Origin of the sequence: Azospirillum sp. 11R-A (assembly GCF_049472615.1) — a bacterium.
GTDB lineage: Bacteria > Pseudomonadota > Alphaproteobacteria > Azospirillales > Azospirillaceae > Azospirillum > Azospirillum palustre.
In genome coordinates this window covers 96,586-108,995 of the sequence record NZ_JBCEBL010000006.1, presented here as the reverse complement: position 1 = coordinate 108,995, position 12,410 = coordinate 96,586, and the positions used below count along the sequence as shown (strand labels likewise).

General features: G+C 67.4%; 10 protein-coding genes. 4 read left to right on the top strand and 6 right to left on the bottom strand.

What is annotated here, in order from left to right; genetic code table 11:
* Positions 1–11 precede the first annotated feature (11 nt).
* Together VH569_RS11315 and VH569_RS11310 are read right to left on the bottom strand one after the other, a co-directional pair.
* The gene (locus VH569_RS11315) at positions 12–878 is read right to left on the bottom strand and encodes an AraC family ligand binding domain-containing protein (RefSeq protein ID WP_423315426.1); all 867 of its coding nucleotides are present in this window, start codon (positions 876–878) and stop codon (positions 12–14) included.
* Positions 879–956: 78 nt separating this feature from the next.
* A complete protein-coding gene (locus VH569_RS11310) occupies positions 957–2,336 on the bottom strand; it encodes a leucyl aminopeptidase family protein (RefSeq protein ID WP_423315425.1) in 1,380 nt (459 codons plus the stop codon).
* Positions 2,337–2,579: 243 nt separating this feature from the next.
* Here VH569_RS11310 and VH569_RS11305 point away from each other — a divergent pair, with 243 nt between their 5' ends.
* Positions 2,580–2,702 carry a hypothetical protein gene (locus VH569_RS11305; RefSeq protein WP_423315424.1) on the top strand — a complete coding sequence of 41 codons (123 nt, stop codon included), beginning with the start codon at positions 2,580–2,582 and terminating at the stop codon, positions 2,700–2,702.
* Positions 2,703–2,824: 122 nt separating this feature from the next.
* On the opposite strand, the gene VH569_RS11300 is transcribed toward VH569_RS11305, so the two are convergent.
* Positions 2,825–2,956: a hypothetical protein gene (locus VH569_RS11300; RefSeq protein WP_423315423.1), complete on the bottom strand. Its 132-nt coding sequence runs from the start codon at positions 2,954–2,956 to the stop codon at positions 2,825–2,827.
* A gap of 29 nt (positions 2,957–2,985) precedes the next feature.
* Here VH569_RS11300 and VH569_RS11295 point away from each other — a divergent pair, with 29 nt between their 5' ends.
* Positions 2,986–3,498 (top strand): hypothetical protein, encoded by a 513-nt coding sequence (locus VH569_RS11295; RefSeq protein ID WP_423315422.1) that lies wholly within the window; start codon positions 2,986–2,988, stop codon positions 3,496–3,498.
* 330 nt (positions 3,499–3,828) lie between these two features.
* Here the strand turns inward: VH569_RS11295 and VH569_RS11290 are convergent, their stop codons facing one another.
* A complete protein-coding gene (locus VH569_RS11290) occupies positions 3,829–4,506 on the bottom strand; it encodes an alanyl-tRNA editing protein (RefSeq protein ID WP_423315421.1) in 678 nt (225 codons plus the stop codon).
* A gap of 222 nt (positions 4,507–4,728) precedes the next feature.
* Between VH569_RS11290 and VH569_RS11285 the strand changes: the two genes are divergently transcribed.
* A complete protein-coding gene (locus VH569_RS11285) occupies positions 4,729–5,379 on the top strand; it encodes a glutathione S-transferase family protein (protein ID WP_423315419.1) in 651 nt (216 codons plus the stop codon).
* Positions 5,376–5,882 carry a GNAT family N-acetyltransferase gene (locus VH569_RS11280; protein WP_423315418.1) on the top strand — a complete coding sequence of 169 codons (507 nt, stop codon included), beginning with the start codon at positions 5,376–5,378 and terminating at the stop codon, positions 5,880–5,882. Before VH569_RS11285 ends, VH569_RS11280 begins: the two co-directional genes overlap by 4 nt.
* A gap of 110 nt (positions 5,883–5,992) precedes the next feature.
* Here the strand turns inward: VH569_RS11280 and gltB are convergent, their stop codons facing one another.
* Positions 5,993–10,540 carry a glutamate synthase large subunit gene (gltB, locus tag VH569_RS11275; protein WP_423315416.1) on the bottom strand — a complete coding sequence of 1,516 codons (4,548 nt, stop codon included), beginning with the start codon at positions 10,538–10,540 and terminating at the stop codon, positions 5,993–5,995.
* A gap of 96 nt (positions 10,541–10,636) precedes the next feature.
* Positions 10,637–12,085 carry an NAD(P)-dependent oxidoreductase gene (locus VH569_RS11270; protein ID WP_423315415.1) on the bottom strand — a complete coding sequence of 483 codons (1,449 nt, stop codon included), beginning with the start codon at positions 12,083–12,085 and terminating at the stop codon, positions 10,637–10,639.
* Between the last annotated feature and the right edge of the window lie 325 nt (positions 12,086–12,410).

Below are 12,410 nucleotides of genomic sequence, written 5' to 3'. Positions count from 1 at the left end.
ATGGCGGCGCGTCAGTCTGGAACGTTCGTGCACAGATCGCGGTAGGCGGCCGGTGTCAGGCCATAGGCGCGGCGGAACCAGCGGCCGAGATGGCTCTGGTCGGCGAACCCGACCTCCGCCGCCACCAGGGCCGGCGCCTCGCCGTCGGCCAGCCGGCGCCGGGCGGTGCGCAGGCGCAGCCGGACCAGATAGGCATGCGGCGACAGGCCGAAGGCAGCACGGAAGCCGCGGTTCAGCCGGAACCGGTCGACTCCGGCCGCGGCGGACAGCGCGTCCAGCCCGACATCCTCGGCCATCCGGGCATGCAGCAGGTCGCGCACCAGGAGGGCGGCGCGGTCGGGGCGCTGCGGCCGGCGTTCCTCCGGCGGTGCCAGATGGCCGACCAGCCTCGCCGCCAGCCGGTCCAGCGACAGGTCGCGGGCCAGCCGCCCCTCGCGCTGGTGCAGGGCCAGGAAGGCGGAGCGGATCGTCGCCGCAAGGCCGGGATCGTCGGCCAGCGTGTCGCGGAAGCCCAGCGGCAGGCCGGTTCCCCGTGGCGTCAGGCTGCGCAGCGCCTCGCTGCGGGCGGTCAGCAGCGGCACCGGCAGATAGAGCATGGCGTAGGTGAAGCCATCCTCCCCCGGGCTGTGGCCGTCATGGGCCTCGCCGGGTTCGATCAGGATGACGCGGCCGGGAACGCTGGTGTGCAGCCGCCGCCGGCAGCGGAACGCCTGCACCCCCTGCTCGGTGACGCCGACCAGCAGCTCGTCATGGTCGTGCAGGTCATAGGCATGGCCGCGGAAATGGGCGCGGATGGTCTCGATGCCGGTCTCCGCATCACGGCGCACCGCCACCCAGTCGTCCTGTCCGCCCGTCCTTTCGGCCCTGCTTCCGGCCATGCGGCACCTCCGTCACCGGATCGACGGACGGCGAGGCATCCCGCCGTCCTTTCCCCCAGTCTCCACCGCCGTGGACGGTCAGCCGAACCGCTTGGCGATCACCGCATAGGCGGCGCGCAGGCCCAGCGCCTCGCCACCCTCCGGACGGCCGGGACGATTGGCGCCGTTCCAGGCATAGGTGTCCAGATGCGCCCAGGGCGTCTCCTTCGACACGAATTCCTGAAGGAACAGCCCGGCGGTGATGGCGCCGGCAAAGCCGTTGGCGGTGACGTTGTTGATGTCGGCCACCTTGCTGTCCAGCCCCTTGCGGTAGGGCGCCCACAGCGGCAGCCGCCACATCGGGTCGTCGACCGCGGTCCCGGCCTCGGTCAGGTCGTTGGCCAGCGCGTCGTTGTTCGACATCAGCGCCGGCAGGTCGGGGCCGAGCGCCACGCGGGCCGCACCGGTCAGGGTGGCGAAGTCGATCAGCAGCTCCGGCTTCTCCGAATCCGCCTCGGCCAGCGCGTCGCACAGGATCAGGCGGCCTTCGGCGTCGGTGTTGCCGACCTCGATGGTCAGGCCCTTGCGGGTCTTCAGCACGTCCTGCGGCTTGAAGCTGTCGCCGGCGACGACATTCTCCACCGCCGGCACCAGCACGCGCAGCCGCACCGGCAGCCCGGCCATCATGATCATCCGGCCGAGCGCCAGCGCATGCGCGGCACCGCCCATGTCCTTCTTCATGATCAGCATGGCCGAGGACGGCTTCAGGTCCAGCCCGCCGGTGTCGAAGCAGACGCCCTTGCCGACGATGGTCACCTTCGGATGGATCGGGTTGCCCCAGCGCAGGTCGACCAGCCGCGGCGCCCGCGGGCTGGCGCGGCCGACGGCATGGATGGCCGGATAGTCGCGGTCGAGCAGGTCCTGGCCGACGATGACCTCGACCGCGGCGTCGAACTCGGCGGCCAGATCCTGCGCCGCCTGGGCCAGCTCGGCCGGACCCATGTCGCAGGCCGGGGTGTTCACCAGATCGCGCACCAGCCAGGTGGCGGTCGCCGCCCGCTCCACCTCGCCGTGGTCGGCCTCCGCCGGCCAGACCAGGGTGGCGAAGCCCTTCTCGGGCGGCTTCTTGTAGCGGGTGAAGCGGTAGCTGCCGAGCGCCCAGCCCAGCGCCGCCCGCGTCGCCGCCCGCGCATCCAGCGCCGCGTCGATGCGGTAGGAGCCGGCGGGCAGCGAGGCGGGCAGGCCGGCGAAGGCCCACAGATCGTCGACCGCCGACACGCCGGCCAGCACGTGGGCGACGGCACCGTCCGGTCCGGGCAGGAAGACGGTCGATCCGGCCTCGCCGGTGAAGCCCACGGCCTTGACCCAGGAGGCTGTGGCCGGCGACTGCGCCGCCAGCCAGTCGGCCAGCCCGGCCTTGGTCACGGGGGTGAGGGCGACGGTGTCGGGACCGTCGACGGCAAGCAGGGTGGCGAGCAAGACGGGGAATCCTTTTCACGAGATCACGTCACGCATCCGATGCGGATGCCCATCCCCCAAGGATGGCGCGGCCGGCCCCGGCTGGAAAGGGGGGCGATGCGCCGGGCAGGCATGGGCGGGCTGTGAAAGCCGGCGGATGGAACAGAGTGGAACGGTTTTCCAGGCATGTTCCACTGTTCCATCCGGCCGCCATATACGCCCGTCCCGCCGTTACGGTGGGATGGATGGAACGGATGAACCACCGTGAAACAGTTTTCCAGCGATGTTCCAATGTCCACCGATACGGAGCGCACTGTGGAGGCCTTGAAGGGCATCACCGGCAAGCGCCTGACCTATCGGCGTACTGGTAAGTGGGCAACCGCCTAAACCGGAGCCCATAAGCAGCGTTGAGTATCACGCGCTGATGCGCGTCGTGAAGACTATGCTCCGCGCCCGCGACGCGAACTAACTCGACTCCAGCGACAACCTATCCGACACTGCGCGGCGGCTTAGGCTTTGCCTTCGCCGCTGCAAGCTTTCGGCTTGCGCTCTTGCTTGGGCTTCGCTGGAGTCGCCAGCATCCGCTTCACCACCTCAGCTGTGCGGGCCAGCTTCTCAGCTTCAGCCAACTCCTCAACCACGCTCCGCTCCTTAGCCATGGTAACACTTCATGTCTGACGGCCTTATCATTCCCGTTTCAGATCAAATGCTCAAAGATATAGGGCGCGCAACCGTCCACTGGACCTACTTGGAGTTCCTTCTTGATCTGGTGCTGTGGAAGCTCCTCAACATCACCCCGGAAGAAGGCTTCGTCGTGACAGCTCGTCTCGACTCGCGGCCAAAGTGCGAAATGTTGAAAATCATCGCGTATACCAGGGCGCTCGCTCCAGAGGCGATTTCTGATCTGAATATAACCTTGAAGGCCATCGCCGATGCGAGCGCGGACAGAAACCTGTTAACGCACGCGGTGATTTGCCGAGAGGAGGGGAGCAGAGAGGTTCACCTACTAACCCTCCGTGGGCGCAACGCCGGGAAAAAGAACCCCATAACCGATGACAGCATCACGACTATGGCCCAACGGATTATAGATGCGCGCTCTTCGCTGTACCAATGGGCTATCACGTATGGGTACCTGACGCCGTCTTCCGACGAACCCTATCCATTTCCAGATAAAAATCCTTGAGGAGATCATCCGGCCTGTCGAAGTCCGGATCGTATGACGCCAATAGCGGGCGAACTGCCGCCAACGTCTCTTCCGTCATGGCGTTAATAGGATCAAAGTCCTCTTCGCGGCCGATGTGGTTGTCAGCATGTGCGTTCATACCCCTGAGAATGAGCCTCAGGCCGTTGGCAGTCAACGGTCCAGCGGACTTGCTTTCTAAAGTATATAAATGAGCAAATTATCCTATCACAGGGAGGGGAAGCCGGCAGCGGTTGAATGAACCGGGATGGCGCAGGAGGGCGGGCGTGCCGATGCCGAGCAAGCTCCGAGCGTCCCCTGCCGGCCAGGGACTTAGTCGCTTCCCGCTTGAGGCATGGGTGACGGCGGAGTGTTGGCCAGAGCGATTTCGATCCGCTCCTTGCCCTTGCCTGTGTTGCGACGCTTGAGCGTCAGCGTGCCGATCTCGCCCGTTCGGCGCAGGTGCGTGCCGCCGCAGGGAACCAGGGCGAAGCCGGGGATCTCCCAAAAGCGGCGTTCGGCGGCCTCGTCGCTGAAGCCGCTCAGGATGGGAGTATCGGCGGTGACGACGCGCGCCGCCTGTTCGGCGAATTCGGGCAGCAGCGGGGTCAGCGGCTCGTTCCAGGCGAAGTCGATGCGGGCCTTGTCGGCCGCGATATGGGCGCCGACCTTGTGGATGCTTGGCAGGCGGGCCACCACCAGTTCAAGCACGATCTCGGCCGCAAAGTGCAGGCGCATTAGCCGGTAGCGGCGCTCCCAGTCGATCGCCACCGCGACGGCGTCGCCGGGGGTGAGCCCGTGGCCCGACGAAAGCCTGTAGCGAATCTCGCGGCCGTCCTTGCGGGCTTCGAGCACGTCGAAGCCGCCGATTGTGCCGGCGTCGCTCTCCTGTCCGCCGGAAAGCGCGTAGAGGATGGTGGCCTCCAGCGTAACCTCGTCGCCGTCCACCGCGGCTATGTGGGTTTCCAGGCGGGTGCGGTAGGGGTCGTCCCAGAACAGTTTCCGGGTCATGAGGCCTCGTGGAATGTAAGAGATCGGTTTGTGTCGCGGATGGACGGTTCCCCCGGTCCATCCGGCCGAACATTATACCCGCTCCGATGACATGCCCGGAAAAGCATTGTCGCGCGCACGGGGCAGATGCTTGCCCCGGTGCAACCGGATGGCTTGCTACGGTCCCGGTGGCAGGTCATGCTCACGCCCCCGCAGATTGCGTGTCCTGAAAGGTGCCGTCCGATGTCCGATCCGACCCTGGTGATTGGGAACAAGGCCTATTCGTCCTGGTCGCTGCGCCCATGGCTGGCCCTCAGGCAGGCCGGGGTCGCCTTTGCCGAGACGGTGATCGTCCTGCGCCAGCCGGACACCGCCGCGCGCATCGCCGAACGGTCGCCGTCGGGCCGCGTGCCCGCCCTGATCCATGACGGGCTGACCGTCTGGGATTCGCTGGCGATCTGCGAGTATGTGGCGGAACTGGCGCCGGAGGCCGGGCTGTGGCCGGCGGACCGGGCGGCGCGGGCGGTGGCGCGCTCGGTGTCGGCGGAGATGCATTCCGGCTTCGTCTCGCTGCGCACCACCATGTCGATGGACCTCAAGCGCGACCGCAAGGGCCAGGGCATGACCGAGGCGACCGCCGCCGACATCGCCCGGATCGAGGCGCTGTGGGACGATGCCCGCACCCGCTTCGGCGGCCCGGCCGGCGAACCCTTCCTGTTCGGCGCCTTCACCATCGCCGACGCCATGTTCGCCCCGGTGGTGACGCGGCTGGAGACCTATGGCGTCGCGGTGTCGCCGGTGTCGCGCGCCTATATGGACGCCGTGCTGGCTCTGCCGGCGATGCGGGAGTGGACCGCGGCGGCCAAGGACGAGCCGTGGGACCTGCAGCCGTGAGCTTCACCATCCGCACCGCAAGGCCGGAGGACGCCCCGGCGGTGAACTCGGTGCTGTCGGCCTGCTACCCGACCCTGATGCCGGCCGGCTATCCGCCCGAGGTGATGGAACGGGTGCTGCCCATCATCACCCGCTCTAATCCGGCGCTGCTGGGCGCCGGCACCTATTATCTGGCGGAGGCCGCGGACGGCACACCGGCGGGCTGCGGCGGCTGGAGCTTCGACTGGCCGGGCGAGCCGGCGCGTCCACAGCAAGCCGGGCTGGCCCATGTCCGGCACTTCGCCACCCATCCCGGTTGGCTGCGCCGCGGCGTCGGACGGGCGCTGCTCGACCGCTGCTTCGCCGATGCCGCCGAGGCGGGCGCATTGCGGATGATGTGCTACGCCAGTCTGGTGGCGGAAGAGTTCTATGCCTCGGCCGGCTTCTTGGTAACTGGCTGGAATTCAATGGAGTTTCCGCCGGGAAACCGCTTCGACAGCATCGTGATGGAGCGGGATCTGTAGCTTGGCTTCGATCCGCTGAAACGGGAAACGGCGCGCCGTCCTGCCGGATGGCGCGCCGTTCCCCTATCCGCCCGCCGCCCCGCCGGTTAGGGCGGGGCAGGGGGGTGTCGTCACTCCGCCGGGATGGCACGCGGCAGGGTCACCGGCACGGCCAGACGGTGCAGCATCTCCTTCGGGACCACCTGCCAGAAGTGGCCGAGTTCACGCTGCCAGTCGTTGAGGATCTCGGCGGCGAAACGGCTTTGCGTCTCGGCGACGTGCTCCTCGATCAGCGCGCGGAGCTGGGCCTCGTAATGGGGCACCTCGATCCGCTGGAAGATGACGCTCTCCTCGTTGATGAAGAGCGGCAGCGAGTCCTCCGGGTCGTAGATGTAGGCCATGCCCCCGGTCATGCCGGCGCCGAAATTGTCGCCGACCTTGCCGAGGATGACCGCCGTGCCGCCGGTCATGTACTCGCAGCCGTTGGAGCCGCAGCCCTCCACCACCACGGTGGCGCCGGAGTTGCGCACCGCGAACCGCTCGCCGGCCTGACCGGCGGCGAACAGCTTGCCGGCGGTGGCGCCGTACAGCACCGTGTTGCCGATGATGGTGTTCTTGTTCGACAGCAGCGGGCTGCTGGTCGCCGGACGGACGACGATGGTGCCGCCCGACAGGCCCTTGCCGACATAGTCGTTGGCGTCGCCCATCACCTCCAGCTTGATGCCCTGGACCGCGAAGGCGCCCAAGGACTGGCCGGCGGTGCCGCGCAGGCGGACGGTGATGTGGCCGGGCTGAAGCCCGAACATGCCGAACTTCCGCGTCACCATCGAGGACAACCGCGTGCCGATGGCGCGCTGCGTGTTGCGGGCGTTGTAGGCGAGCTGCATCTTCTCGCCTTCCTCGAACAGCGGACGGGCATCGGCGACGATGCGGGCGTCCAGCGTGTCCGGAACCTCGTTGCGGCCCTGGAGCGTGCAGTAGCGCGCGTTCTCGCCGGGATCGACCTGGGCCAGCAGCGGGTTGAGGTCGAGGTCGTCGAGGTGGGCGCCGCCGCGGCTGACCTGATGCAGCAGGTCGGTGCGGCCGATCACCTCGGTCAGCGAGCGGAAGCCCAGCTTGGCCAGGATCTCGCGGACCTCTTCGGCCAGGAAGGTGAAGAGGTTGACGACCTTCTCCGGCGAGCCGACGAACTTCTCGCGCAGCTTCTCGTCCTGGACGCAGACGCCGACCGGGCAGGTGTTGGAATGGCACTGCCGGACCATGATGCAGCCCATGGCGATCAGGCTGGCAGTGCCGATGCCGAACTCTTCCGCGCCCAGCATGGCGGCGATGACGATGTCGCGGCCGGTCTTCAGGCCGCCGTCGGTGCGCAGCCGCACGCGGTGGCGCAGCTTGTTCAGCGTCAGGACCTGATGGACCTCCGAGAGGCCCATCTCCCAGGGCAGGCCGGCGAACTTGATCGAGGTCTGCGGCGAGGCACCGGTGCCGCCGGAGTTGCCGGAGATCAGGATGATGTCGGCATTGGCCTTCGCCACGCCGGCGGCGATGGTGCCGATGCCCGACCGGCTGACCAGCTTCACCGTGACCTTGGCGTCCGGGTTGATCTGCTTCAGGTCATAGATGAGCTGCGCCAGATCCTCGATCGAATAGATGTCGTGGTGCGGCGGCGGGCTGATCAGCATGACGCCCGGCGTCGAGTGACGCAGCCGCGCGATCATCTCCGTCACCTTGAAGCCGGGCAGCTGGCCGCCCTCGCCGGGCTTGGCGCCCTGGGCGACCTTGATCTCCAGCTCGCGGCACTGGTTCAGGTACTCGGCGGTGACGCCGAAGCGGCCCGACGCCACCTGCTTGATGGCGGAGTTCCAGTTGTCGCCGTTCTTGTCGGGACGGAAGCGCGCCGGATCCTCGCCGCCCTCGCCCGAGTCGGACTTGGCGCCGATGCGGTTCATGGCGACGTTCAGCGTGCCGTGCGCCTCGGGCGACAGCGCGCCCATCGACATGCCCGGCGTGATGAAGCGCTTGCGGATCGAGGTGATGCTCTCGACCTCGTCCACCGGAACGGCGGCCTTGGTGGTGCGGAACTCCAGCAGGTCGCGCAGCTGCATCGGCGGCCGCTTGTTCACCTGCTCGGAATACTTCTTGAAGGTGGTGTAGCTGTCGTTGGTGACGGCCTGCTGCAGGGTGTGGATGATCCCACCCTCCCAGCCATGGCGGTCGCCCGACTTGCGGAAGCGGTAGAAGCCGCCGACCGGCAGCGGCAGCGCCTCGCAGGCATAAGCCAGCGCATGCTGCTCCAGCACCTTCTTCTGGATGCCGTTCAGGCCGATGCCGGAGATGCGGCTGACCATCGCCGGGAAATGCTCGGCGACCAGGGCGCGGCTGAGGCCGATGGCCTCGAAGTTGCCGCCGCCGCGGTAGCTGCTGATGACCGAGATGCCCATCTTGGACATGATCTTCAGCAGGCCGTCGTCGATGGCCTTCTTGTAGTTCGTCATCGCCTTTTCCAGCGACAGCGAACCGAGCAGGCCGCGGCGCTGGCGCTCGGCCACCGCCTCCTGCGCCAGATAGGCGTTGACGGTGGTGGCGCCGACGCCGATCAGCACCGCGAAGTAATGGGTGTCCAGGCACTCCGCCGTGCGCAGGTTCAGCGAGGTGAAGGTGCGCAGGTTGGAGCGGATCAGGTGGGTGTGGACCGCGCCGGTCGCCAGGATCGCCGGGATGGCGGCGCGGGCCGGGCCCATCGCCTCGTCGGTCAGGGTGACGTGGTTGGCGCCGCCGCGCACGGCGTCCTCCGCCTCCTGGCGGATGCGGCGCAGCGCGTCGCGCAGCGCGTCGGGGCCGCCATCCACCGGGAAGGTGGCGTCGATCACCGCCGCGGTGTCGGCCATATAGTCCCGCATGGCGTGGAATTCGGCGGTGGTCAGCACCGGGCTGTCGAGTTGCAGCAAGCGGGTCTGGCTCTCATCCTCGTCCAGGATGTTGCCGAGATTGCCCAGACGCGTCTTCAGGCTCATCACCCGGCGCTCGCGAAGCGAGTCGATGGGCGGATTGGTGACCTGGGAGAAGTTCTGGCGGAAGAAGTGGTGCAGGCCGCGGTACTTGTCGGACAGCACGGCGATGGGGCTGTCGTCGCCCATCGAGCCGATGGCCTCCTTGCCGTCCTCCGCCATCGGGTGGAGGATCAGCTCCATGTCTTCCATGGCGAGGCCGAAGGCCATCTGGCGACGGCGCAGTTCCTCCTTCTCCATCTCCGACGGCTCGCCCTTCAGCGCGGCGGTCTTCACCAGCTCGTCCAGGTGCGTGGTGTTCTTGACCCACTGGCCCCAGGGCTTCTGGCTGGCCAGATGGTCCTTCAGCTCACGGTCGTTGAACAGCTTGCCGGCCTGGAGATCGACGGCGATCATCTCGCCCGGCCCGAGGCGGCCCTTCTCGACCACTTGGTTCTCCTCGATCTTGACCATGCCGGTCTCGGAGCCGCCGATGATCAGGCCGTCGGTGGTGATGGTGTAGCGCATCGGGCGCAGGCCGTTGCGGTCCATGCCGCCGACGACCCAGCGGCCGTCGGTCATGGCGAGCGCGGCCGGGCCGTCCCACGGCTCCATCACCGAGTTGCAGTAGGCGATCAGCGCCTTGTGGTTGTCCGGCGTGGTCTGCGAGCTGGTCAGCGCCTGCGGCACCAGCATCATCTTGACCATGGGGGCCGTGCGGCCGGCGCGGACCATCACCTCGAACACGCTGTCGAGCGCGCCCGAGTCTGACAGGCCGACGCCGATCACCGGCTTCAGGTCGCCCATGTTGGCACCGAACACCGGATGCTCCATCCGGGTCTCGTGCGCCTTCATCCAGTTGACGTTGCCCTTCAGCGTGTTGATCTCGCCGTTGTGGGCGAGCATGCGGAAGGGCTGGGCCAGCGGCCAGGTCGGGAAGGTGTTGGTCGAATAGCGCTGGTGGTAGATGGCGAAGGACGACTCGAAGCGGTCGTCGGTCAGGTCCGGATAGAAGGTGGACAGCTGTTCGGCGAGGAACATGCCCTTGTAGATGATCGAGCGCGCCGACAGCGAGCAGATGTAGAAGTCGTTGATGCGCTCGTTCTGCACCGCCTTCTCGATCCGGCGGCGGATGATGTAGAGGTCGAGTTCGAACTGCTCGTCCGACACGCCCTTGGCGTTGCCGATGATGATCTGTTCGATCTCGGGCCGGGTGGCGTTGGCCTTCTCGCCGATGATGTCGACGTTGATCGGCACCTGGCGCCAGCCGTAGATGTAGTAGCCGAAGGCCAGGATCTCGGTCTCGACGATGCAGCGGCAGGCTTCCTGGGCGTCCAGGCTGATGCGCGGCAGGAAGACCTGACCGACCGCCAGATTGTTCTCCGGCGGCAGGTGGCCGATGATCTTGACGTGGTCCTTGAAGAACTTCTGCGGCACCTGGACATGGATGCCGGCGCCGTCGCCGGTCTTGCCGTCGGCGTCCACCGCACCGCGGTGCCAGACCGCCTTCAGGGCTTCGATGCCTTTTTCGACCACCGAGCGGCGGGGCTTGCCGTCGATCGCGGCGATGAAACCGACGCCGCAGGCGTCGTGCTCGTCGGCCGGATTGTAGGCGTGGGCAGTGGTCAGCGCCGCGGCGTTGGCGCGGAAATCGGCGACGAACTGCTCACCCTGGTTCAATTCGGTGGTCATGGAACGACCCTTTCACAGTCTGGACGTTGACCTGGGGGGCCGAAGGAAAGGCCCCCTGGGGTAGACGGTGTTCTGATAGCGGAAAGAAGGAGCGGCTTACTCGGCCGCGACGGCCAGCTTGGGTGCGCCGACGGTCTGGGCGTAGGCGTGCATGGCGTCGGCGGCGTCGCGGCCGTCGCGGATGGCCCACACCACCAGCGAGGCGCCGCGGACGATGTCGCCGGCGGCGAAGACGCCGTCCAGGCTGGTCATCTTGGTGCGGTGGTCGACCAGCAGCGTGCCCCAGCGGGTGACGGTCAGGTCGGGCGAGCCGAACATGCCCGGCAGATCCTCCGGCTCGAAGCCCAGCGCCTTGATGACGAGGTCGGCCGGCTCGGTGAAGTCGGAGCCCTCGATCACCTGCGGGGTCTGGCGGCCGGTGGCGTCGGCGACACCCAGATGGATGCGCACGGCGCGGACGCCGGTCACCACGTCGTTGCCGGTGAAGGCTTCGGGAGCCGCCTGCCAGACGAACTCGACGCCCTCTTCCTCGGCATGCGCCACTTCGCGCTGCGAGCCCGGCATGTTCTTGCGGTCGCGGCGGTACAGGCACTTGACCGAGGTCGCACCCTGGCGGATCGCCGTGCGGACGCAGTCCATCGCGGTGTCGCCGCCGCCGAGCACCACGACCTTCTTGCCGGCGGCGTTCAGCGAGCCGTCCTCATAGGCCTCCATGGAGTCGCCGAGCCCGACCTTGTTGGAGGTGGTCAGGTATTCCAGCGCCGGGACGATGTTCTTCAGCCCCGAGCCGGGGGCCTTGATGTCGCGGGCCTTGTAGACGCCGGTGGCGATCAGGATGGTGACGTGGCGCTCGCGCAGCTCGGCCAGCGAGGCGTCGCGGCCGACCTCGAAATTGGAATGGAAGATGACGCCGGCATCGGCCAGACGCTGGACCCGGCGGGCGACGACGTCCTTCTCCAGCTTGAAGCCGGGGATGCCGTAGACCAGCAGGCCGCCCATGCGGTCGTGGCGGTCATAGACATGGACCTCGTAGCCCTTGGCGCGCAGCTCCTCGGCGGCGGCGAGGCCAGCCGGGCCGGCGCCGATCACGCCGACCGACAGGCCCAGCTCGCGGACCGGCTTGCGCGGCTTGACCCAGCCGTTTTCCCAGGCGGTGTCGTTGATGTACTTCTCGACCGAGCCGATGGTGACGGCGCCGTGGGTCGACTGCTCGATGACGCAGTTGCCCTCGCACAGCCGGTCCTGCGGGCAGATGCGGCCGCAGATTTCGGGGAAGTTGTTGGTGGCCTGGGAGACCTCGTAAGCCTCCTCCAGACGGCCCTCGGCGGTCAGCTTCAGCCAGTCCGGGATGTTGTTGGAGACCGGGCAGTGCACCTGGCAGAAGGGAACGCCGCACTGCGAGCAGCGGTTGGCCTGCTCGCCGGCGCGCTCGTTGCTGAAGCGGGCGTAGATCTCGGCGAAGTCCTGGCGGCGGTCGGCGGCAGACCGCTTGTCGGGCATCTTCTGCGCGGTGTGCACGAAGCCCAACATTTTCTGGTTCGCCATGACGTCTGCTCCTTGCTTCGCGGCCCCGCCCGCTGTCGCGGGGGCATCGCCTTGCTGGGCCTGACCGGGGGCTGCGGCTGTGGCCTACACCGACCGGCTGGGTTGAAATCGAACGTCCGCGAAGTGGCGGACGCTCGTCATATAACGCATGCGCCCACCCCGCGGAAGCACAAAAACACCGATAGGTCCGGTTTGTTGACCTTTTCCTCCGCAAGGCTGTAATGCGTGGGCGTGGCGGTGGGGTGTCATAAAAACGCGACAGAAAATTAGTCCCAATTCAGGACTATCGCCCGAATAGGGGTACCGACCCCACGCCATCGCCAAG